The organism is Pelomonas sp. Root1444, assembly GCF_001426885.1.
Classification (GTDB): Bacteria; Pseudomonadota; Gammaproteobacteria; order Burkholderiales; family Burkholderiaceae_C; genus Pelomonas.
In genome coordinates this window covers 33,930-56,583 of sequence record NZ_LMFP01000027.1, presented here as the reverse complement: position 1 = coordinate 56,583, position 22,654 = coordinate 33,930, and the positions used below count along the sequence as shown (strand labels likewise).

The window sequence follows — 22,654 nt, the reverse complement described above, 5'->3', positions numbered from 1 at the left end:
GCCGTGGTGACGGCGCGTTCACTGCGGGTCGCGAGCTCGGCCGCTTGGCGGAATCGTTTTGCAGAAACAACTGTTTGGCACGCCTCGCGCTCGCCTGGGCTCAGGCTGGCGAGGGGGGCTGCGCCGCGCGCTGCAGCCGATAGGCGAGCTGCGCCCGCGTGATGCCCAGCCGGCGCGCGGCGGCGGCGAGGTTGCCGTGCTCGGCCTCGGTGGCTTCCTGCAGCAGCTGGCGCTCGATGGCGTCCAGCTCGACATGGCCGGCGCCGCCGGTCTGCAGCGCCTCGCCCAGCAGGTCAAGCAGCCGCGGCGGCGGCGCGGCGCTTTTCTGCAGCGTGCCGTGGGCGCCGATGGCCAGCAGGGCTTCGTCGCTGAGCTGCTCGCGGCGGAACATGTGGGCCACGTCTATGGCCTGGCCGTCCTCGGCCGAGATGACGCCGCGCTCCACCAGGTTCTGCAACTCGCGGATGTTGCCGGGGAAGGCGTAGTGCAGCATCGCCCGCACGGCGCGCGGTGTGAAGCCCGTCGGGTGGCGGCCGTGGCGCCGCGCCTCGCGGCGCAGGAAGTGCGCCATCAGCAGCGGGATGTCGTCGCGCCGCTCGCGCAGCGGCGGCAGGTGGATGGGGTAGACGTTGAGGCGGTAGAACAGGTCCTCGCGGAAGCGCCCGGCGCGTACCTCGGCCTGCAGGTCCACGTTGGTGGCCGCGACGACGCGCACGTCGACCTCCAGCACGCGCGTGCCGCCCACGCGCTCGACCTCGCCCTCCTGCAGCGCCCGCAGCAGCTTGCCCTGGCTGACGAGGCTGAGCGTGCCAATCTCGTCCAGGAACAGCGTGCCGCCGTCGGCCCGCTCGAAGCGCCCGGGGCGCGACTGGCTGGCGCCGGTGAAGGCGCCGCGCTCGACGCCGAACAGCTCGCTCTCGATCAGGGTCTCCGGGATGGCCGCGCAGTTGACGGCCACGAAGGGCTCGCCCGCGCGCGGGCTGATGCGGTGCAGCCGGCGCGCGAAGGCCTCCTTGCCGACGCCCGACTCGCCAGTGAACAGCACGGTGGCGCGCGTACCCGCCACGCGGGCCAGCTGGTGGCAGGCGGAGTTGAAGGCGGATGACGCGCCGACGATGTCGTGGCGTTCGGTAGCCGGCTTGTCGTCGTCGGCAGCGGCGGCCGTGGCCGGCGCTTCGCCAGGCTCAGACGCCGGGGCGCTCAGGCGGCGGAAGTCCTTGGCCTCCAGGTAGCGCAGGTCCTCGCTGATGTCGCCCCAGCCGGCGGCGTGGCGGCCGATGACGCGGCAGACGCTGGCGCCCATGGCCCGGCACTCCACCTCGCGGAAGATGACGAGCTGGCCGAACAGGCTGGTCACATAGCCCGTCGCATAGCCCACCTGCGACCAGCAGGCCGCCTCCGTGCCGATGCCGTAGGCGCTGATGTGCTCGTCGTCCTCGCTGGAGTGCTCCCACAGGAACTCGCCTTCGTAGGTGCCGCGGTCGATGTCGAAGTCGAAGGCCAGCGGCGTCACCTTGACCACGCCCTCCAGCGCATGCAGCCGCGTGCCGGCCATGAAGACGTTGGCCGCGTCGGCGTTGGGCCAGCGCTCGCGCACCAGCTGCGCGTCGCGCGCGCCGGAGACATAGCCGGCCCGCGTCAGCAGCCCGCGTGCGCGCTCCATGCCCAGCGTGTCGATCAGCTCGCGGCGCATATGGCCGACGGCCGAGCTGTGCAGCAAAAGCATGCGCTGGTCGTTCAGCCAGATGCGGCCGTCACCGGGCGAGAAGAACAGCGATTCGGTCAGGTCGCCCATCGTCGGCGCCTGGCCCTCGACGAAGTGCTTACTGTCGCCGCGCCGCAGCATGGCGCCGGTCTGGCGGGCCACTTCGGCCAGGGAGATGCGGGGCGGCTTGGTCATGGGTTGATGAATTCAGAAGGTTGGCGACGGGTCGCGTCGGCGAATTGTTTTCATTTGATAAATATCTGGATTGAGGGCTAACCCGTGTTCCAGGGCTCTTTACGAGAGCCAGGGAAAGTCCCAGGGTCGATCGATGTTTTCACTCTGAAAACGATCGTTCGCGACGCACTCCCCAACCACGCCCGCGCACCGGGCTGGCACGGCGAGGCATGGGGGTTGCACTGGAACTGGGCGAGCGAGCACCGAGTTCGCGCTTTCCGCAACCCACCCCAGCAGCCCCGCCATGACGACTCCTCAGCCCCTACTCGACCCCGCGCTGTGGCGCGAACACCTGTACAGCAGCGGCTGGCGCGCCGCGTCGCAGGCCGCCGACGTGATCGAGCCGGCGACGGGCACCGTGCTGGCGTGCACCGGCCGCGCAGTGGCTGCCGACGTGGCGCCCGCCACCCAAGCCGCCACTGCCGCCCAGGCCGCCTGGGCCGCCATGCCGCCGCGCGAGCGCGCCGCCGTGTTCCTGCGCGCGGCTCAGTTGTTCCAGCAGCATTTCGATGAGCTGGCGCTGTTCGTGACCCGCGAGACCGGCGGCATCCTGCCCAAGGGCCAGCACGAGCTGCGCGAGGCCGTCGCCTTCTGCCAGATCGCCGCAGCGATGCCGCTGCAGGCGCAGGGCCAGGTCTTGCCCAGCACGCCGGGCCGCATGTCCATCGCCCGGCGCGTGCCGCTCGGCGTCGTGGGCGTCATCTCGCCCTTCAACTTCCCGCTGATCCTGACGCTGCGCGTCGTCGCCCCGGCGCTGGCCGCGGGCAACGCCGTCATCATCAAGCCCGACCCGCGCACGCCGGTCAGCGGCGGTTTCATGATCGCCCAGGTCTTCGAGGCGGCCGGCCTGCCCGCCGGCCTGCTGCACGTGCTGCCGGGCGGCGCGGACGTGGGCCAGGCACTCGTCAGCGACCCGGCCGTCGCGATGATCTCCTTCACCGGCTCGGCCGGCGTGGGCCGCCACATCGGCGAGCTGGCGGGCCGGCACCTGAAGAAGGTGTCTCTGGAACTCGGCGGCAGCAACGCCCTCGTCGTGCTGGACGACGCCGACCTGGACCTCGCCGCCAGCAACATCGCCTGGGGCGCCTGGCTGCACCAGGGCCAGATCTGCATGGCCAGCAACCGCGTGCTCGTGCATGAAGACATCGCCCCGGCCATCACAGAGCGCCTCGTCGCCAAGGCCCAGCACCTGCCGGTGGGCGACGGCGCCACCGGCCAGGTGGCCTTGGGGCCGCTGATCGACGAGCGCCAGCGCGACCGCGTGCATGCCGCCGTGCAGGCCAGCGTCAAGGCCGGTGCGCAACTGCTGGCCGGCGGCACTTACGACCGCCTGTTCTACAAGCCCACCGTGCTGGCCGGCGTCAAGCCCGGCATGCCGACCTTCGACGACGAGACCTTCGGCCCGGTCGTCAACCTCGTCACCTTCAAGACCGACGCCGAGGCCGTCGCCCTGGCCAACGACAGCCATGGCGGCCTGTCGGCCGGCGTCATCTCCCGCTCGGTGGGCCGTGCGCTGGCGGTGGGCAACCAGCTGCGCGCCGGCATGGTCCACATCAACGACCAGACCGTCAACGACGACGCGGTCAACCCCTTCGGCGGCCCCGGCATCGCCGGCAACGGCAACTCCCACGGCGGCCCCGGCGACTGGGAGCAGTTCAGCACGTGGCAGTGGCTGACGGTGAAAGACACGCCGCCCCAGTTCCCCTTCTGAACCGACAACAAACCATCAGGAGACAAGCCATGAACTTCCAAGGCAAGACCATCGTCATCACCGGCGCCAGCTCCGGCATCGGCGCCGAGACCGCGCGCTTCCTGCGCCTCAAGGGCGCGCGCGTCATCGGCGTGGACCGCAACGATCCGCTGCTGACGCTGGACGGCTTCGTCAAGGCCGACCTGTCCGAGCAGTCGGCCGTCGACGCGGCCTTCAAGCGGCTGCCCGAGCGCTTCGACGCGCTGTGCAACATCGCCGGCGTGCCCGGCACGGCGCCGGTCGACCTGGTGGCCCGCGTCAACTACCTGGGCCTGCGCCACCTCTGCACGCGCGCCATCGAGCGGCTTCCGCAAGGCGGCGCCATCGTCAACATCGCCTCCATCCTGGGCGCCGAATGGCCGGCGCGGCTGGATGTCCACAAGGCCCTGGCCGAAACGCCCAACTTCGAGGCCGGCCTGGCCTTCCTCGCGAAGAAGCCGGTGCCGCAGGAGACCTGCTACCAGTACTTCAAGGAGGCGCTGATCGTCTGGACCCTGACGCAGTCGCAGAAGTGGTTCCTGGGCAACGGCGTGCGCATGAACTGCGTGGCGCCCGGCCCGGTGCTGACGCCCATCCTGGGCGACTTCGTGCAGATGCTCGGCGAGGAGCGCGTGCAGAAGGACTCGCACCGCATCAAGCGCCCCGCGCTGGCCGACGAGGTCGCGCCGGTCGTCGCCTTCCTGTGCGCCGACGAGTCGCGCTGGATCAGCGGCGTCAACCTGCCCGTGGATGGCGGCTTGGCCTCGACCTACTACTGAACCCCCAAGCGGGCCGCTGAGCCCGCAACTTTCACAACCGAGGAGACGACATGACAAGACATACCCGCCATGCGCTGGCGGTGGCGGCAGCGCTCGCCCTGCCGGCCGCTGCACACGCCTTCGACATCGAGCTGCCCGGCAGCGACTACAAGCTGCGCCTGGACCTGACGCCCAAGTACAGCACCGCCGTGCGGACCAAGAGTCCGTCCGACGCGCTGACGCGGCTGGACGTGGCCAAGGACCCTGGCACCGTCAACGAGGACGATGGCGACCACAATTTCAAGCGCGGCCAGATCTCCAACCGCTTCGACCTGCTGGCCGAGATCGACCTGGCCGGCCCCGGCTGGGGCGCGCGCCTGAGCGGCAACGCCTGGCGCGACTCGGTCTATCTGCGCAAGAACAGCTACGCCGGCACGCCGCTGTATGCCGGCGGCAATGCCCTCGGCCCCGTCATCCCGACGTCCAACACCTACGCCGGCCAGGCCCCCAACGACTTCCTGCCCGACACGCGCCGCCAGCACGGCCAGAGCGGCGAGTTCCTGGACGCCTTCGTCTATTTCAAGGGCGACCTCGGCGGCATGAAGAGCACCGTGCGCATCGGCCGCCACACGCTGCAGTGGGGCGAGAGCCTGTTCTTCGGCCAGAACGGTATCGCCAATGCGCAGGGGCCGGTCGACGTCGCCAAGATCGTCTCCGTGCCCGGCTGGCAGTTCAAGGAAGTGCTGCTGCCGGTGGAGCAGGTGTCGGCCTCGCTGCAGATCGCCGAAGGCATCTCGCTGGGGGCTTACTACCAGCTCAAGTGGCGGCCGAGCAAGATCCCCGGCGTCGGCAGCTTCTTCTCCAACCAGGACTACGTCGGCACCGGCACCGTCAACTTCGGCGTGACGCCGCAGGGCGCGCCCATCCTGCTGAGCTACGACAAGAGCAAGGACCTGCGGCCGCGCAACTCGGGGCAGGGCGGCCTGCAGCTGCGCCTGAGCCCGACGGGCGGCGACTACGAGTTCGGCCTCTACGCGGCGCAGTACCACGACAAGACGCCGGCCGTGCCGGTGTTCGACTTCGTCAACGGCAATGTCCATCTGGCCTATGCCGACGACATCAAGACGGTCGGCGCCAGCGTCACGTCGTCTGTGGGTCAACTCAACTGGGCCGTCGAGGGCTCGGTGCGCTGGAACGCACCGCTGAACAGCGACCCCGCCGTGCTGGGCCTGGGCCCCGTGCTGAGCTGCGGTGGCAGCACCAACCCCTGTTTCGCCGTCGGCCGCACGGCCCATCTGCAGGCCTCGGGCATCTACGTGCTGCAGCCCAATGCGCTGTGGCAGGGCGGCGCCGTGGTGGCCGAGCTGGCCTACAACCGCCGGCTCAGCATCACCAAGGACATCTTTGCGATCGGGCCGGGCGGAACGAGCGTCGGCATCGGCGGCCTGGACCCGCACACCACCAAGGGCGCCTTCGCCTTCCGCATGCTGTTCGAGCCGCAGTACTTCCAGGTGCTGGCGGGGCTGGACCTCTCCGTGCCCATCGGCCTGGGCTACAACTTTGGCGGCCGCTCGTCGGCCATCGCCAACTTCGCCGGCGGCGCGTCCAGCGCGGGCGACTTCAGCATCGGCCTGAAGGGCAAGTACCAGAACGCCTGGAACTTCGCGCTGACCTACAGCGACTTCTTCGGCACCGCCAAGACCTTCACCGAGACCCTCGTGCCCGGCAGCGGCTCGCCGCGCCAGCTCACCTTCGGCCAGTCGCTGCGCGACCGCGCCAACCTGAGCTTCACCGTCTCGCGCACCTTCTAAGAACTCCGGAGACTCGCATGAAGAAACTGCTTTTGACCGCCAGCCTGCTGGCCCTCGCCGTGCAAGCCCTCGCCGCCGTGTCGGCCGAGGAAGCTGCCAAGCTCAAGACCACGCTGACCCCGCTGGGCGCCGAGCGCGCCGCCAACAAGGACGGCAGCATCCCGGCCTGGGACGGCGGCCTCACCAAGGCGCCCGCCGGCTTCAAGGCCGGTGACGCACGGCCCGACCCCTTCGCCGCCGAGAAGCCGCTGTACTCCATCAACGCCAAGAACATGGCGCAGTACGACGCCAAGTTGAGCGACGGCGTGAAGGCGCTGATGAAGAAGCACGCCGACTTCCGCATCGACGTCTACCCGACCCACCGCACGGCCGCCGCGCCGCAATGGGTCTACGACAACACCTTCAAGAACGCCACGCGCGCCAAGCTCGTCGACAACGGCCAGGGCACCGAAGGCGCCTATGGCGGCACGCCGTTCCCGATTCCGAAGGACGGCTATGAGGTGTTCCAGAACCACCGCCTCGCCTGGGTCGGCACCTATGTGCAGGCGCCGGTGCGCGTCTGGGTCGTGACGGCCGACGGCAAGCGCGCCATGGCCTCGGGCGGCACGCAGAGCTTTCGCAAGCAGTACTACGACCCCGAGGGCAGCCTCGAGAAGTTCGACGGCTATGCGGGCCTGGGCAAGTTCGTCGTCAGCGAGCCGGGCTCCAAGGCGGGTGAGGCCATCCTGGCGCATGACAACCTCAACGCCAGCAACCCGCGCGGGCTGTGGCAATACCTGGTGGGCCAGCGCCGCGTGCGCAAGGCGCCGTCGGTGGCCTACGACACGCCGGACTCGGTGACCTCGGGCATCGGCCTGTTCGACGAAGCCTTCATGTTGTTCGGCCCCATCGACAAGCACAACCTCAAGCTGGTCGGCAAGCGCGAGCTCTACATCCCCTACAACAACAACAAGGCGGCGGCGACCAAGGTGGCCGACCTCGTCACGCCCAACACGCTGAACCCCGGCGTCGTGCGCTGGGAGCTGCACCGCGTCTGGGAGGTCGAGGCGACGCTGGCCGAGGGCAAGCGCCATGTGGTCCCGAAGCGCAAGTACTACATCGACGAGGACAGCTGGCAGATCATGCTGTTCGACGGCTGGGACGCCAAGGGCGACCTCTGGCGCACCAACTACACGCTGACGCTGACGGCGCCCGACATCCCGGCCGTCGTCGGCAACATGCTGTGGGGCGGCTACGACCTGCAGACCGGCGCCTACTACCTGAACATGGCGAGCAACGAGCTGGCCAGCCAGTACAAGGTCGTCGCACCGCTGCCACGCAGCTTCTTCAGTCCTGAAGAGCTGGCCAACGAGGGAGCACGTTGATGAAAAGGCTGGCGCTCCTTGCGCTGGCCTGCGCTGCTGTGGCGGCCCAGGCCGCCGCACCGGCGCCGGCCGCGCTGGCCGAGCCGGCACTGGTCAGCCCCAAGGCGCTGGGCGCGGCCACGCTGGCCGTGGCCCGCGCCGGTGACCGCCTGGTGGCGGCGGGAGAACGCGGCACGGTGCTGTGGTCCGACGACAGCGGCAAGGCCTGGCAGCAGGCCGCCGTGCCGGTGCGCGCCGGACTCACGACGCTGCGCTTCGTCGATGCGCAGAACGGCTGGGCCGCCGGCCATCTCGGCGTCATCCTGAAGACCAGCGACGGCGGCAAGACATGGACCAAGCAGCTCGACGGCCTGCAGGCTGCCCGGGCGATGCTGGCCGCCGCCACCGACGATGCCGGCCGACGCGTCGCCCAGCGCTTCGTGGACGAGGGCGCCGACAAGCCCTGGTTCGACCTGGACGTGATCGACGCCCGCCAGGCCGTCGCCGTCGGGGCCTACGGTCTGGCCATGGCCACGCGCGATGGCGGCGCCAGCTGGCAGCCGCTGCCGACGCGCGCCGCCAACCCGCGTGGCCTGCACCTGTACGGCGTTCGCGTCGTCGCCGGCCAGTGGTTCATCGCCGGTGAGCAAGGCCTGCTGCTGCGCTCCAGCGACGGCGGCGTCACGTTCACGCCGTTGGCCTCGCCCTACAAGGGCAGCTTCTTCGGCCTGCTGGCCTCGCACACCGGCGCGCTGCTGGCCTACGGCCTGCGCGGCAGCGTCTTCCGCTCGGGCGATGCCGGCGCGAACTGGGACAAGGTCGAACTCGGTACGCCGCTGACCTTGCAGGCCGGCATCGAGCGGCGCGGCGAGCTGACGCTGCTGGCCCAGAACGGCGACGCCTTCACCAGCAGCGATGACGGCCGCACGTTCATGCGGCAGCCTTCGCCCGGCGGGCCCTTGCCCGCTGCCGGCCTGGCCGCTGCACCCGATGGCGCCTGGGTCATCGCCAGCCTGCGCGGCACCCGCCGCGCCCAGCCCTGAACTTTTCCGACACGACGATGCACGCCGCCACCGACACGCTGGGCGCCCCACCGGTCATCACCCAGCTCGACGACTTCGACACTCGCTCCGGCTCCTGGGCCGAGCGGCTGCTCTTCAACCACCGGCCCTGGGTCATGCTGCTGTGCCTGCTGGCCACGCTGTGGCTGGGCCAGCAGGCCTTCAAGCTGACGCTCAACGCCAGCTTCGAGAAGACCATCCCGACGTCCCACCCCTACATCGCCAACTACCTGGCGCACAAGGGCGACCTCGGCGGCCAGGGCAATGCGCTGCGCATCGTCGTCGAGGCCAGGAAGGGCACGATCTACGACAAGCACTACCTCGACACGCTGCAGAAGATCAGCGACGAGATCTACCTGATGCCCGGCGTGGACCGGCCCTTCATGAAGTCGCTGTGGACGGCCAACACCCGCTGGGTCGCCGTGACCGAGGACGGGCTGGACGGCAACACCGTCATGGGCGACAGCTACGACGGCTCGCCCGCCGCGCTGGCCGAGGTGCGCGCCAATGTCGAGCGCTCCGGCGAGATCGGCCAGATCGTCGCCGGTGACGCCAAGTCCAGCATCGTCTTCGTGCCGCTGCTCGACGTGAACCCCAAGACCGGCCAGGCGCTGGACTACGGCGAGCTCGGCCGCCAGGTCGAGGCGCTGCGCGCCAAGTACGACAGCGACGCCATCGCGCTGCACGTGACCGGCTTCGCCAAGGTCATTGGCGACCTCATCGAGGGCCTGCGCCAGGTGCTGGTGTTCTTCGGCGTGGCGCTGGTCATCTGCGCCGGCGTGCTGTGGGCCTACACGCGCTGCGCGCGCAGCACCGCCCTCGTCGTGGCCTGCTCGCTGATCGCCGTCGTCTGGCAGTTCGGCCTGCTGGCGCTGCTCGGCTATGCGCTGGACCCGTACTCCGTGCTGGTGCCCTTCCTCGTCTTCGCCATCGGCATGAGCCATGGCGCGCAGAAGATGAACGGCATCATGCAGGACGTGGGCCGCGGCACGCATCGCGTCGTCGCGGCGCGCTACACCTTCCGCCGGCTCTTCGTCGCCGGCCTGACGGCGCTGCTGTGCGACGCCGTCGGCTTCGCGGTGCTGGCGCTGATCAAGATCCAGGCCATCCAGGACCTGGCGCTGGTGGCCAGCATCGGCGTGGCCGTGCTGATCTTCACCAACCTCGTGCTGCTGCCCATCCTGCTGTCCTATGTCGGCGTGAGCCCGGCGGCGGCCAGGCGCAGCCTGCGTGACGATCCCGAGTTCAACCCCGCCGCCGGCAGCTCGCGGATGTGGCGATTGCTCGACCGCTTCACGCAGCGCGGCCCGGCGCTGCTGGCCCTGGGCGTGTCGGCCGTGCTGGCCATCGCTGGCTACGCGGTCAGCACGCGGCTGCACGTCGGCGACCTCGACCCGGGCGCCCCCGAGCTGCGCGCCGACTCGCGCTACAACCGCGACAACGACTACGTCACCCAGCACTACGCCGCGTCCAGCGACATCCTCGTCGTCATGGTCTCCACGCCGGAAGACCAGTGCACGCGCTACGGCACGCTGGCCAAGGTCGACCAGCTCGCCTGGCGGCTGGAGCAACTGCCCGGCGTCGAGTCCACCAACTCCATGGCGGCCCTCTCCAAGCTCGCGATGGTGGGCTACAACGAGGGCCAGCTGAAGTGGTATGAGCTGATCCCCAACGACAGCGCGCTGGGCGGTGTGCAGACCCGCGCACCGCGCGAGCTGTTCAACCAGGGCTGCTCCTTCCTGTCGCTCTACGTCTACCTGAAGGACCACAAGGCCGAGACGCTGGGCACGGTCGTCGCGACGGTGGAGGACTTCATCGCGAAGAACTCGACGAAGGACGAGCGCTTCATGCTCGCCGCCGGTTCGGCCGGCATCGCCGCGGCGACCAACATCGTCGTCAAGCAGGCCATGAACGAGATGCTGTGGTGGGTCTATGGCGCCGTCGTCGTGCTGTGCTGGGTGACCTTCCGCTCCTGGCGCGCCGTCGTCGTCGCCGTGCTGCCGCTGGTGCTGACCTCCATCCTGTGCGAAGCGCTGATGGTGGGCCTGGGCATGGGCGTCAAGGTGGCCACGCTGCCCGTCATCGCGCTGGGCGTGGGCATCGGCGTCGACTACGCGCTCTACGTGCTCAGCGTCATGCTGGCCAGGCTGCGCGCGGGCGAGAGCCTGTCGGCGGCCTATCTGCATGCGCTGCAGTTCACCGGCCGCGTGGTGATGCTGACCGGCGTCACGCTGGCACTCGCCGTGGGCACCTGGGCGCTGTCGCCGATCAAGTTCCAGGCCGACATGGGCATCCTGCTGGCCTTCATGTTCGTGTGGAACATGGTGGGCGCCTTGGTGCTGGTGCCGGCGCTGGCGCATTGGCTGCTGAAGCCCGCCCGCGCGGCCGAGCTGCCGCAGCAGCGGCACGCCCACGACACCGCCGCGCAGCCGGCCTCCCTTTGACCCCGTTCCCGAGGAGACTCCCATGCTCGACCTGCACCTGAAGCACGTACTTGCCCAAGCGGCTGGCGCCCCCGACCTCAGCGACCTGCCGCCCGAGGCCTGCCGTGGCCTGTACCACATGATCTGCACGGCCGCGACCGCGCCGCCCGCCGATGTCAGCGTGACGCCGCACGAAACCAGCTTCGCCGGCCAGGCCGTGAACGTGCGCATCTACAAACCCCACGGCGCGACTGCGGCTCTACCCGTGACGCTGTATTTCCACGGTGGCGGCTTCGTGCTCGGCGACCTCGAAGGCTACGACGCCGTCTGCCGCCAGCTCTGCGCCGACAGCGGCGTGATGATCGTCAGCGCCGCCTATCGCCTGGCGCCCGAGCATCCCTATCCGGCGGCCATCGACGATTGCCACGCCGCACTGGGCTGGGTGGCCGAGAGCATCCGCAGCTTCGGCGGCGACCCGAACCGCCTGGCTGTGGCCGGGGACAGCGCCGGCGCCACGCTGGCCACCACCACTGCCTTGCTGGCGCGTGATGCGGGTGGGCCGGCCATCGCCTTCCAGCTCCTCGTCTACCCGGCGGCCGCCGGTGGCCATGACGGCGACTACCCGTCCCGCCAGCGGCACGCCGCCGGCCCGACGCTAACACTGCGGACCATGGACTACTTCAACCGTCATTACTACGGCCCGGCGGGTAAGGCGCCCGACTGGCGCGGCGCACCGCTGCTGGCGCCCAGCCTCGCCGGCCTGCCGCCCACGCTGCTGGTGCTGGCGGCCCACGACGCGCTCCGCGACGAGGGCATGGCCTACGGCGAGGCGCTGGCCGCGGCCGGCAACGCCGTCACCGTCGTCGAGTACCACGGCCTGGCGCACGGCTTCATCAGCATGGCGGGCGCCGTGCCGGCAGCGCGGCTGGCGCTGGGGCAAATGGCGAGCGCATTGCAGCAGGTTTTGCAGCCGTGACCGGCTGGCGCCGCCCAAGCCATGTCGAAACCGGTATGACTTGAGAGGAAATCGCCATTGGATTGTTCTCGTGGAATGCCGTACACCCCGCGCCACGACAAACGAGACCAGAGAGCATCCATGGCATTGAATCGAAGGGGCCTGATCGGCGCCGGCCTCACCGGCATCGCCGCGTCCACGCTGCCTGCCCAGGCGACTACCGTCGCCACAGCGCCCGCCAAGGGCCTGTTGGCCCCCACGCCGCCGATGGGCTGGAACAGCTGGAACAGCTTCGCCACCACCATCAACGAGGCCCAGGCGCGCGAGACGGCACGCATCATGGCCGACAAGCTGCTGCCGGCCGGCTACAACATCTTCACCATCGACATCCAGTGGTACGAGCCCGGGGCGTCGAGCTACACCTACGCCGCCAACCCCGAGCCGGCAATGGACGGCTACGGCCGGCTGATCCCGGCCGAGAACCGTTTCCCGTCCAGCGCCGGCGGCAAGGGCTTCGCGCCGTTGGCAGCCGACGTGCATGCGATGGGCCTGAAGTTCGGCATCCACCTGATGCGCGGCATCCCGCGCCTGGCTGTGAAGCGCAATCTGCCCATCCTGGGCACGCCCTATCGCGCCGCCGACATTGCCGACACCACCAGCGTCTGCACTTGGAACCCCGACATGTACGGCGTTGACATGCGCAAGCCCGGCGCGCAGGCCTACTACGACAGCGTGTTCGCGCTTTACGCCTCCTGGGGCGTCGATTTCATCAAGATGGACGACATGAGCCGGCCCTACGACGCCCACGCGCCGGAGATCGAGGCCGCCCACCGCGCCATCCAGCGCACCAAGCGGCCGATGGCGCTCAGCCTGTCGCCGGGCGAGACGCCCGTCAGCCGCGCCGAGCATGTGCGCCAGTTCGCGCAGATGTGGCGCATCTCCGACGACTTCTGGGACGAATGGCCCATGCTGGACGCCCAGTTCACGCGGCTGGAGAACTGGAACCCCTGGCGCAAGCCGGGCGCCTGGCCGGACCCGGACATGCTGCCGCTGGGCCGCCTGGCGCTGGGTGAGCGCAACACCCGCTTCACCCCCGACGAGCAGCGCACGCTGATGACGCTGTGGGCCATCACGCGCTCGCCGCTGATCATGGGCGGCGACCTGCGCCACCTGGACGAGCCGACGCTGGCGCTGCTGACCAACCCCGAGGTGCTGGCGGTGGACCAGGCGAGCTCGGACAACCGGCCGCATTTCGTCGAGGACTTCGTGCGCATCTGGTCGGCGAAGCCAGCCGACGGCAAGGGCCGCTATGTCGCGCTGTTCAACCCGACGGACAAGGCCCGCGAGGTCGGCATCGCGCTGCGCGACCTGGGGCTGGACGGTGTTCGCCAGGTGCGCGACCTGTGGGCGCGCAAGCCTCTCGACACGGCGTCGGGCCGCTTTGCCCAGCAGCTGCCGTCGCATGGTGCGGGGCTCTACCGGCTCAGCTGACGGGGTCAGCGGGCCGAGCGCCGGGCCGCTCCCAAGCCGGCCCGCACTGGCGATTTGCGAGCGGCTCAATTGCCGCAAGCATCGCCGTCCCCTCGGGGGACCGACCAGGCGCGCCCGCGTTCAGCGGTGCGGGACTGGGCGAGGGGCAGCTCTATCTCAGCGTGCGACCTTGGCGAGCAGCTCCTGCAGCAGCAGCCGCTCGCCGCTGGACAGCACGCGGTCCAGCGCCTGCTCGGCCACCTGCAGCGCCACGAGGCTTTCCTCGGCCAGGCGCTCGCCTTCGGCCGTGAGCCGCAGGTGCAGCGCACGCCGGTCGTTGGCGTCGCGTTCGCGCTCGACCCAGCCGCGCTCCTGCAGGCGGTCGAGGATGAGCGTCATCTGCGGCGCCGGCACGCGCAGCAGGTCGCACAGGCGCTTCTGCGTGGTGTTGCGGTTCGAGAAGATCAGCTGCAGCAGCGTGAACTCCACCGGCCGCACGCCCAGCGGCTCGCCCACGCCCTGGCTGAACAGCTGGTTGGTGGTGACGGCCGCGCGCGCGATGGCATAGCCCAGCGTGTGGGCCAGGCGGGACTGGTCGAGGGGAGGGGACTTCTCGCGGGTCGAGCTCATGGGTGCGCAGGATAACCATGGCCTGCTGTCCGCCGCGGTGGTCAGAACTCCTCGGTGTCGATCTCGGCCTGCGTGGCCGCGCCGTAGCGTGCGCCGCTGACGGTGTGGCGGTTGATCAGCGCGTCGAGCCGCTTCAACGTCGGCGTATCCAGTTCGAGTTGAGGTGCAGCGATCAGTTCCCGCAAGTGCTCGGGTTTGGACGTGCCCGGAATCGGAATGATGTGCTCGCCCCTGTGCAGCATGACGCGCTGGCCGTTCACGCCGTGCATGCCGCATTTGCTCGTCAGCACGATGCGTTCTTCGCGGTGGTGCACCAGCACGTCGCCCAGCAGCGCCTCGTTGGCACCGAAGCCGTACAGGGCCGCCGTTGCATTTTTCGACGCGACGTGAGCACCAGGTCCAGCGTCTTCTGAGCACGGAATCCGGCGCCTGACGAGCACCTTGTCCGGAGGTGTCGCGCAGGGCAGCGTGTCCGGTGACTTGACCACTCGGTCCAGCGCCGGGTGCGGAGATGCTGGCTGCTTCAGGCTGGCGAGAGCCATTCACAGTTCGTCAGTTGAACGTCGGCTGCAGCGGCAAGCGGTCGCCCGCGGTGTGCCGGCGCCTATGACCGCTTTGCCTTCGAGCTCCGGCGCTCCTTGACTGGCCTCTGAGGCCTGGCGCCATCGTCCACCGTGTGCAGCGTCCGGAGGAAATTACAGCCGCTCAGCGTTTTTTTGTGGAGAGCGCATCCTGCAGCACGCTGGCCAAGCGCTCCGCGGAGGTCGGCTTGGCCAGCACCGTGAAGCCTTGAGCCATGGCCAGCCGGATCTGCTCGGAGTAGCCCGTCATCACGATGACGCAGTTGTGGTGCCGTCGGACCGGCTGCGGGACCACAATGTGGTAATACCAACGTTGCTATGTGGCAAAGTGGCAAGACCGCAATTTGGTCAATCCGCAGCAGTGTCCTCCTTCATCTGCCCACCCAACATGCAACGCTGCGCCTGCATTGGCGCCTGTAAACGCTTGGCGAAGACTTCTGGTTCGGCCGCACGCTGCTGCATCCGACGATGCCGGCGTGTGCCGAAGCGCTCGGGCGCTTAGCCGTCGTTGGGCTGCGGACCTAGCCCGCCGCGGTCCGCCTCTTGTACCTCCATGCCACCTGTCGTAACGCCGATTCCTTGTTTGACTACTTCCATGAGAAACATCAATCTGACGTCCCTGTGCACGCTGGCCAGTGCGTTCCTTGCACTGCCGGCGAATGCTCAGTCGACCGGGGTTGCATCGCAGCCCGAGATCCATATCACGGCCGACCGGGTCAAGACCCGCATCAACCCCCGCATGTACGGTCTCATGACCGAAGAGATCAACTTTGCCTACGAAGGCGGCCTTTACGGTGAACTGATCCGCAACCGCAGCTTCAAGGGCGAAGCGGGTTACGCCTACCAGGCTGAGGAGCCGGTGTACTGGAACGCCGTCGGTGCGGCCGAGCTGGCCCTGGACAGGAACAACAAGCTCAACGACGCGCTGGACTTGAGCCTGGCGCTGACTCTCAAAAGCGCATCGCCCGAGCAGCCGGCGGGCATCCGCAACGGTGGCTACTGGGGCATCGGCCTCAAACCCGACACCAGCTACACCGTGTCCTTCTATGCCAAGGCTGAAGGCGAAATCGGCCCACTGCTGGCCTCGCTCGTCAAGGCTGGTGGCGCCTCGCTCGTCTCCGGCAAGGTGGACGGCGTCGGGCGCGACTGGAAGAAGTTCCAGATCACGCTGCGCACCGGCAGTGAGCTGGTGCCGTCCAAGGACAACGTCTTCACGCTCACCGCCAGCCGGCCGGGCAAGCTCTGGCTGCAACAGGTGTCGGTGTTCGGTCCCACCTACAAGAACCGCCCGAACGGGCTGCGCCCGGACCTGATGGAGCTGATGGCGGGCCTGAAGCCGAAGTTCCTGCGCTTTCCTGGCGGCAACTACGTCGAGGGCGACACCTTCGGGCAGCGCTTCGAGTGGAAGAAGACCATCGGCGACCCGGCGCAGCGGCCCGGCCACCGCAGCCCCTGGAACTATTGGTCCACCGACGGCATGGGCATGTTGGAATTCCTGCTGTGGTGCGAAGACCTCGGCATGGAGCCCCTGCTCGATGTGTTCGCGGGCTACGCCCTCAATGGCGAGCGGCTGTCCTCTGAAGAAGACCTGGCGCCCTTCGTGCAGGAAGCCTTGGACCAGATCGAATACATCATCGGCGGCGCTGACACCAAATGGGGCGCGCAACGCGCCAGGGACGGCCACCCCGAGCCCTTCAAGATGAGTCACGTCGAGATCGGCAACGAGGACGTCTTCGACAAGTCGGGCTCCTACGACAAGCGCTTCTCGATCTTCCACAAGGCGATCAAGGCCAGGTACCCGCAACTGACGCTCATTTCGACGATGGCGGCCAGCGCGACGCCTTCACAGCGCCCCGAGATGATAGACGACCACACCTACGCCTGGGGCGAGGCGCAGATGTACGAGCACCTGACCGACTACGACAAGCGCCCGCGTACCGACCCGAAGGTGTTCGTCGGCGAGTGGGCCACCCACCAGGGCTGGCCCATGCCGAACATGAGGGCCGCCATTGCCGACGCCGCCTACCTGGCCAGCCTGGAGCGCAATGCCGACGTGGTACAGATGGCGGCCTACGCACCGCTGCTGGCCAATCTCAGCCGGGTGTCGGGACACAGCCGCGACCGGTCCCTGCAATGGGCCACCAACCTGATCGGCTACGACGCGCTGAAGTCCTATGGCACGCCGTCGTACTACGTGCAGACCATGTTCTCCAGCCACCTGGGCGACGTGGTGCTGGAGTCCTCCGGGCGCGACATCCCGAACTGGACCAGTGACAACGGCAAGACCTTCCCGGCCCTGCACTGGGTGGTGACGCGCAAGGACGAGGCCGGCAAGCCGGGCCGCATCCAGATCAAGTTCGCCAGCCGCGCCGCCACCGATCAGCCGGTGCGCGTGAAGCTGACCGGCGTGAACAAGCTTGCACCCACGGCCCAGCTGACCGTGATGAGCTCGGCCAACCCCGATGCAGCCAACTCGCTGGACGAGCCGACCCGCGTCGCGCCGAAGACCCAGCCCCTCAAGGGCATTGCGCGCGAATTCACGCTGACGCTACCCGCCTACTCGGTGGGCGTCCTGGAGATTGAGACCCGGTGAACCGTCGGGCTGGATCCGAGGATCCGTAAACGGTCCAGTGCTGCTCGCTCAGGGGCTGCAGGCACTCGAAGAGTGCCAACGCCTGCGCGGGCGTCCAGTGTGTCGGCTGCGCCGACAGGGTGCCGCAGCGTGGCGTCACGGCTTGGCCTTGCGGGAGCCGGCGCGGACTTGGCCGCGCGCTGGCGCGTGCCGGTGATCATGCACGCTGGATCGCGTGCTCATCGTGCTGAACTGGCTGCTCACGTTCGCTGGAATATGCAGCCGTGTCGAACAGCGTGATGCCGCCATCCAGCGCGCCGTTCAACACGGCCGCCGCGACCTCACGTGGCGGTGGCGTGCCATAGGCATGGCTCAAGTTCATGCAGCCCAGGCCGATAGCCGAGACTTCGAAAGGGCCGATGCGGCGCGCCTTCATTTCAATTGCTGCTCAAGCTCGTGCAGCACGCGGTAGCAGGGCAGCACCTGGGCCACGCTGCTGTTGGGCTCGCGGCCCTCGCGGATGGCGGCGAAGAACTCGCGGTCCTGCAGTTCGATGCCGTTCATCGACACGTCCACCGCCGACACGTCGATCTTCTCGTCCTTGCCGGTGAACAAGTCGTCGTAGCGGGCGATGTAGGTGCCGGTGTCGCCGATGTAGCGGAAGAAGGTGCCCAGCGGCCCGTCGTTGTTGAAGGACAGGCTCAGCGTGCAGATGGCGCCATTGGCGGCCTTGAGCTGGATGCTCATGTCCATCGCGATGCCCAGCGTCGGGTGGATGGGGCCTTGCAATGCGTTCGCCTGCACGATGGGGCTGCGCGCCTGGTGGGCGAACAGGTCCACCGTGTGCGCGGCGTGGTGCCACAGCAGGTGGTCGGTCCAGCTGCGCGGCTGGCCCAGCGCGTTCATGTTCGTGCGGCGGAAGAAGTAGGTCTGCACGTCCATCTGCTGGACGTTGAACTCGCCCGCCGCGATCTTCCTGTGCACCCACTGATGGCTGGGGTTGAAGCGCCGCGTGTGTCCGCACATGGCGACCAGGCCGCTGGCCTGTGCCACCTGCACGACCTCCTCGCCGTCGGCCAGCACGTCGCACAGCGGGATCTCCACCTGCACATGCTTGCCGGCCTTCAGGCAGGCGAGCGTCTGGCTGGCGTGCATCTGCGTGGGCGTGCAGAGGATGACGGCGTCGACCTCGGGCATGGCCAGCGCTTCGGCCAAGTCGGTGGTGACGTGCTGGATGCCGTACTTGCCGGCGACCTCGCGGGTCTTGTCCAGGTCGCGGCTGATCAGCGAGACGACCTCGACGCCGTCGATGTTCTGGATGCCGTCCAGGTGCTTGATGCCGAAGGCGCCGGCTCCCGCCAGCGCCACGCGGATGGTCTTGGTCATGAGTTCTCCAGGATCAGATGGCCCACCGCCGTGTTCGACGCAGGCACGTGATAGAAGCGATGCGCGACCTTCGGGGCTGCGCCGCCGTGGATGTCGGCCATCGCGCCGCGCGCGATCAGCCACATGACCAGCTCGATGCCTTCCGAGCCGGCTTCGCGCACGTAGTCGTCATGCGGCAGCCGCGACAGCGCGTCCGGCTCGGCAATGAGCCGGTCCAGGAAGCGGTTGTCCCACTCGCGGTTGATGAGGCCGGCGCGCGGGCCTTGCAGCTGGTGGCTCATGCCGCCGGTGCCCCAGATCTGCACGTTCAGCTCCGGCCCGAACGACTCGACCGCGCGGCGTATGGCCTGGCCCAGCATGAAGCAGCGCCGGCCCGACGGCACCGGGTACTGCACGACGTTGACCGCGAACGGGATGACCGCGCAGGGCCAGGCCTCGGGCTGGCCGCACATCAGCGACAGCGGCACGGTGAGGCCGTGGTCCACGTCCATGCGGTTGACGATGGTGAGATCAAAGTCGTCCTGGATGACGCTGTGCGCGATGTGGGCGGCCAGCTCCGGGTGGCCGATGACGGGCGGCACCGGGCGCGGCCCCCAGCCCTCGTCGGCCGGCTCGAAGCGCGCCGCCGTGCCGATGGCGAAGGTGGGGATGAAGTCCAGGCTGAAGGCCGTCGCATGGTCGTTGTAGACGAGGAAGACGACGTCCGGGCGCTGCTGGTCGAACCAGCGCTTGGAGAAGTCGTAGCCGGCGAAGACCGGCTGCCAATAGGGCTCGGTGGTCTTGCCGAGGTCCAGCGCCGCGCCGATGGCGGGCACGTGCGAGGTGTAGACGGAGGCGGTGATGCGGGCCACGTTATTGGTCCTTCTTGCCGGCCTGGCCTTGCGGCTGCCGGTGGGCCTGCGCGTCGCCGTCCTCGCCGATGCGCCGGTTGCCTTCCACGGAGCGGCCGCCGGCCACCATCATGTTGCGGTACTCGTCTTCGGTCATGCCCGTCATGCTGCCGGCCATCTGCTGGAAGCTCTTGCCGTCGGTCGCGCCGATCTTGGCCAGGAAGTAGATGTTGCCGCCCAGGCGGATGCATTCGTTCAGGTCGCGTGCCAGCACGGCGTCCTTCTGTGCCTCGGTCATCGGCCACTCGTCGAGGTAGGCGCGCTCGTCGGCCTTGAAGCGGGCGCGGTTGTCGGCCTTCATCAGCGACATGCAGAACTGGTTCAGCCAGTAGCCCTTGCGGGACTGCTCGGCGTCGAAGATGGTGGTGCCGGGGATGTCTTTGTAGGGTTTGTCGAGGGCCATCGGCGGTCCTTGTGTGAAGGCGTTCAAGGGGCGGCGCAGCGGAAGCTTTCGGCCGCTTCGGCCGGGCCGCCCATGTAGCGGGCCACCTGCGGATGCGGGCACAGCAGCCGGCTGCGCTCGCGGTGCCAGCCGGCCGGGATTTCCGGGTTGGCAGGGTTGATGCGCGCAGTCAGCCCGGCCGGCGCGCGGCCCTGTTCGACCCAGGCCATCAGCGCGCCCAGCGCGTCGAACTGGTCGGTGGCCGGCCCGCCCTGGCAATGCGCCATGCCCGGCACGCCGTAGTAGCGCAGCGTGTCGCCGCCGCCATTGGCCTGCAGCTTGTCGGCCCAGCGACGCGTGTCGTTGACCGAGAACACCGGGTCGCTGTGGCCGTGGTAGACGATGAGCTTGCCGCCGCGGGCGCGCAAGGTGGTCAGCTGCGGGTCGTCGACATCGGGCGGCGCCATGAACTGCATGGCCGATTCGCTGAACGGCCCGCTGGTGGCGTAAATCTTGGGCGCGTCGCGGTCGAAGTCGAAGCGCGTCAAAAAGGCCAGCAGGTCGGCGGGCGTGCCTGGCGTGGCGGTGGGCGGCGTCGTGAACAGATAGCTCAGCGAGCCGGCGCCCATGACGGCGATCAGCGGCAGCCGGTCCCACGGCGGTACCGTGCTTTCCAGCTTCCAGAAACGCCAGTCGCCGGAACCGACGCCCGCATCCCAGGGCCAGTCGCTGTAGAGCTGGCGGCCGGCGCTGTCGCGCGGCCCGGCGAACGAGCGCTGCAGCGCGCCGACCTGAGGCGCCGTCAGGCAGGCCGCGTTCTTGGCACCGCTGCACTGCAAGGCCTTCAGGTCCACCTTCGATTGGCAGGCCGCCAGGTCGCCGACGACGCCGTCGGCCAGGCCGTCCAGCGCGTCGCAGCGCGCCAGCACGTGGCTGGCCACCAGCTGTATGTCGGCCGGGCTGAAGGCCTGGCGGATGTCGGTGGCGGCACGCTGCCAGCTCTGCACGTCCCAGGCATGCTGCACCGCAGCCTTGGGCAGGTTGAAGCCGGGGGCGCCGGCCAGGATGCCGTCGTAGCGGTCGCCGTAGCGCGTGGCCGCCACCAGCGCATGGCGGCCGCCGTTGGAACAGCCGGCCATGTAGTTGCGCTCCGGCGCGCGGCCGTAGTGGCGGCGCAGCAAGGCCTGGGCGATGTCGTAGATGCGGCCGTCGGCGGCGTAGCCGTAGTCGCGGCGGGCCTGCGGGTCCAGCCCGAAGACGTTGCCGCGGGCGAGGCCGGCCGCTGCCGTGGCAGGGTCGTCGGCGTTGTGGCCGGAGTCCGAGCTGATGACCGCGAAGCCGCGGGCCAGCGGCGTCGTCGGCCAGATGCCCAGCCCGCCGTTGGCGGGCACCACGGCGCCGTCGTTGCCGCCGTTGACCTGGTGCAGGAAGCGGCGGTTCCAGTCCACCGGCAGGCGCATTTCGAAGCCGATCGCATAGGGCCGGCCGTCCAGCCCCTGGCGTTCGTCGGCGCGGCCGCGCACCAGGCAGTGCGCCGGCTGGCCCTGGCCGGCGGCCATTGCCTCGGCCGAGGTGATGCGCACGCCGGGCATCGCGACAGAAAGTTCAGCACAGGCAACCGGCATGCCGATGTCCGGGGCCGGCGCGCGGGGGCTGCTGCAACCGGCCGAGAACAGTGCGGCCAGCAGGACCAGCCGGGTGGGATGAAGGGGTGTCATTGCGGTGCTGCCGCGGCCGCGGCCTCTTCGGGCCAGTACAGCCGCATCGGGTTGTCCACCAGCAGTTTGCGCTGCAGCTCGGGCGTCGGCGCGATGTGCGGGATGAAGTCGACCAGCAGGCCGTCGTCGGGCATGTGGTCCTTGAGGTTGGGGTGCGGCCAGTCGGTGCCCCACAGCACGCGGTCGGGGAATTCCTCGACGACGCGGCGGGCGAAGGGCACGACGTCGCGGTAGGCGTTCTGCTCGCCATCGAGCGCGCGCGGGCCGGTCAGCGACAGCCGCTCGGGGCAGCTGACCTTGCTCCACACGTTGCCGTGCTCGCGCATGAACTTCAGGAACAACGCGAACTCCGGGCCGTCGACGGGCTTGCCCACATCCGGCCGGCCCATGTGGTCGACGACGACCGTGGTCGGCAGCGCGGTGAAGAAGTCCCACAGCTCCGGCAGGTCGGCCGCCTCGAAGTAGATGACGACATGCCAGCCCAGCCTGGCGATGCGCGCGGCGATCTCCTGCAGCTCGTCCTTGGGTGTGAAGTCCACCAGCCGCTTGACGAAGTTGAAGCGCACGCCGCGCACGCCGGCCTCGTGCATGCGCCACAGTGCTTCGTCGCTGATGCCGCGCTTGATGGTGACGACGCCACGCGCCTTGCCGCCCGAGCTTTGCAGTGCATCCAGCAGCGCGCTGTTGTCGGCGCCATGGCAGGTGGCCTGCACGATGACGTTGCGCGCGAAGCCGAGGTGGTCGCGCAGCGCGAACAGCTGCGCCTTGCTGGCGTCGCAGGGCGTGTACTTGCGCTCGGGCGCAAACGGGAACTGCGCGCCGGGGCCGAACACATGGCAATGCGCGTCCACGGCGCCGGGCGGCAGCTGCAGGCGCGGCTTGCTCGGGGCGGGGTGCCAGTCCAGCCAGCCGGGAGTTTTAACGATGGGTTCCACTTCGGTCTTTCAGGCCTGTTGGCATGGGCGCGATTCTTCGCAGTGCAGCTCTATCATGCTAGGTCTGGCTG

The 22,654-nt window shown here is 69.1% G+C and carries 18 protein-coding genes and 1 pseudogene; 9 read left to right on the top strand and 10 right to left on the bottom strand.

All coding sequences use genetic code 11. The annotated features are described in order from the left end of the window. Positions 1–100: 100 nt before the first annotated feature. A complete protein-coding gene (locus ASD35_RS17185; protein ID WP_056876190.1) occupies positions 101–1,900 on the bottom strand; it encodes a sigma-54-dependent Fis family transcriptional regulator in 1,800 nt (599 codons plus the stop codon). A gap of 283 nt (positions 1,901–2,183) precedes the next feature. Between ASD35_RS17185 and ASD35_RS17180 the strand changes: the two genes are divergently transcribed. The 8 genes from ASD35_RS17180 (at position 2,184) to ASD35_RS17145 (ending at position 13,510) form a co-directional block, all read left to right on the top strand. Further along, positions 2,184–3,650, top strand: coding sequence for a benzaldehyde dehydrogenase (locus ASD35_RS17180; RefSeq protein ID WP_056876189.1), 1,467 nt, complete (start codon positions 2,184–2,186; stop codon positions 3,648–3,650). Positions 3,651–3,679: 29 nt separating this feature from the next. Beyond that, positions 3,680–4,447: a coniferyl-alcohol dehydrogenase gene (locus tag ASD35_RS17175; protein WP_056876188.1), complete on the top strand. Its 768-nt coding sequence runs from the start codon at positions 3,680–3,682 to the stop codon at positions 4,445–4,447. 50 nt (positions 4,448–4,497) lie between these two features. Beyond that, complete coding sequence (locus tag ASD35_RS17170) at positions 4,498–6,237, top strand: DUF1302 domain-containing protein (RefSeq protein ID WP_056876187.1); 1,740 nt, start codon at positions 4,498–4,500, stop codon at positions 6,235–6,237. A 17-nt stretch (positions 6,238–6,254) separates the two neighbouring features. After that, positions 6,255–7,601 carry a DUF1329 domain-containing protein gene (locus tag ASD35_RS17165; RefSeq protein ID WP_056876186.1) on the top strand — a complete coding sequence of 449 codons (1,347 nt, stop codon included), beginning with the start codon at positions 6,255–6,257 and terminating at the stop codon, positions 7,599–7,601. Then, on the top strand, positions 7,601–8,623 hold the full coding sequence (locus ASD35_RS17160; RefSeq protein WP_056876185.1) for a YCF48-related protein: 1,023 nt from the start codon (positions 7,601–7,603) through the stop codon (positions 8,621–8,623). The genes ASD35_RS17165 and ASD35_RS17160 overlap by 1 nt, the downstream gene beginning before the upstream one ends. 17 nt (positions 8,624–8,640) lie before the next feature. Beyond that, the gene (locus tag ASD35_RS17155) at positions 8,641–11,085 is read left to right on the top strand and encodes an RND family transporter (RefSeq protein WP_056876184.1); all 2,445 of its coding nucleotides are present in this window, start codon (positions 8,641–8,643) and stop codon (positions 11,083–11,085) included. Between the two features lie 22 nt (positions 11,086–11,107). Next, positions 11,108–12,040, top strand: coding sequence for an alpha/beta hydrolase (locus tag ASD35_RS17150; RefSeq protein ID WP_056876183.1), 933 nt, complete (start codon positions 11,108–11,110; stop codon positions 12,038–12,040). Positions 12,041–12,160: 120 nt separating this feature from the next. Continuing rightward, positions 12,161–13,510 carry a glycoside hydrolase family 27 protein gene (locus ASD35_RS17145; RefSeq protein WP_056876182.1) on the top strand — a complete coding sequence of 450 codons (1,350 nt, stop codon included), beginning with the start codon at positions 12,161–12,163 and terminating at the stop codon, positions 13,508–13,510. 156 nt (positions 13,511–13,666) lie between these two features. Here the strand turns inward: ASD35_RS17145 and ASD35_RS17140 are convergent, their stop codons facing one another. The 3 genes from ASD35_RS17140 to ASD35_RS28315 form a co-directional block, all read right to left on the bottom strand. Next, positions 13,667–14,119 carry a MarR family winged helix-turn-helix transcriptional regulator gene (locus ASD35_RS17140; RefSeq protein WP_056876181.1) on the bottom strand — a complete coding sequence of 151 codons (453 nt, stop codon included), beginning with the start codon at positions 14,117–14,119 and terminating at the stop codon, positions 13,667–13,669. Between the two features lie 41 nt (positions 14,120–14,160). Further along, positions 14,161–14,661 carry a hypothetical protein gene (locus ASD35_RS27820; RefSeq protein WP_200956064.1) on the bottom strand — a complete coding sequence of 167 codons (501 nt, stop codon included), beginning with the start codon at positions 14,659–14,661 and terminating at the stop codon, positions 14,161–14,163. 163 nt (positions 14,662–14,824) lie between these two features. Then, complete coding sequence (locus ASD35_RS28315; RefSeq protein WP_255354531.1) at positions 14,825–14,950, bottom strand: hypothetical protein; 126 nt, start codon at positions 14,948–14,950, stop codon at positions 14,825–14,827. Between the two features lie 345 nt (positions 14,951–15,295). On the opposite strand from ASD35_RS28315, the gene ASD35_RS17130 reads away from it, so the two are divergent. After that, entirely contained in the window at positions 15,296–17,293 is a 1,998-nt protein-coding gene (locus ASD35_RS17130; RefSeq protein WP_056876179.1) for an alpha-L-arabinofuranosidase C-terminal domain-containing protein, read from the top strand. Between the two features lie 256 nt (positions 17,294–17,549). Here the strand turns inward: ASD35_RS17130 and ASD35_RS17125 are convergent. The 6 genes and pseudogenes from ASD35_RS17125 to ASD35_RS17100 form a co-directional block, all read right to left on the bottom strand. Then, positions 17,550–17,708: pseudogene (locus tag ASD35_RS17125) on the bottom strand (aldo/keto reductase); the annotation flags it as partial. Further along, positions 17,705–18,658, bottom strand: a complete 954-nt coding sequence (locus ASD35_RS17120) for a Gfo/Idh/MocA family oxidoreductase (RefSeq protein WP_056876177.1) — start codon at positions 18,656–18,658, stop codon at positions 17,705–17,707. The pseudogene ASD35_RS17125 and the gene ASD35_RS17120, both read right to left, overlap by 4 nt. Further along, positions 18,655–19,509 carry a class III extradiol dioxygenase subunit beta gene (locus tag ASD35_RS17115; protein ID WP_056876176.1) on the bottom strand — a complete coding sequence of 285 codons (855 nt, stop codon included), beginning with the start codon at positions 19,507–19,509 and terminating at the stop codon, positions 18,655–18,657. The genes ASD35_RS17120 and ASD35_RS17115 overlap by 4 nt, the downstream gene beginning before the upstream one ends. A 1-nt stretch (position 19,510) precedes the next feature. Next, the gene (gene ligA, locus ASD35_RS17110; RefSeq protein ID WP_056876175.1) at positions 19,511–19,951 is read right to left on the bottom strand and encodes a protocatechuate 4,5-dioxygenase subunit alpha; all 441 of its coding nucleotides are present in this window, start codon (positions 19,949–19,951) and stop codon (positions 19,511–19,513) included. Positions 19,952–19,974: 23 nt separating this feature from the next. Continuing rightward, positions 19,975–21,648, bottom strand: a complete 1,674-nt coding sequence (locus ASD35_RS17105; RefSeq protein WP_056876174.1) for a tannase/feruloyl esterase family alpha/beta hydrolase — start codon at positions 21,646–21,648, stop codon at positions 19,975–19,977. Further along, positions 21,645–22,583 (bottom strand): amidohydrolase family protein, encoded by a 939-nt coding sequence (locus ASD35_RS17100; protein WP_056876173.1) that lies wholly within the window; start codon positions 22,581–22,583, stop codon positions 21,645–21,647. Before ASD35_RS17100 ends, ASD35_RS17105 begins: the two co-directional genes overlap by 4 nt. Positions 22,584–22,654: the final 71 nt, after the last annotated feature.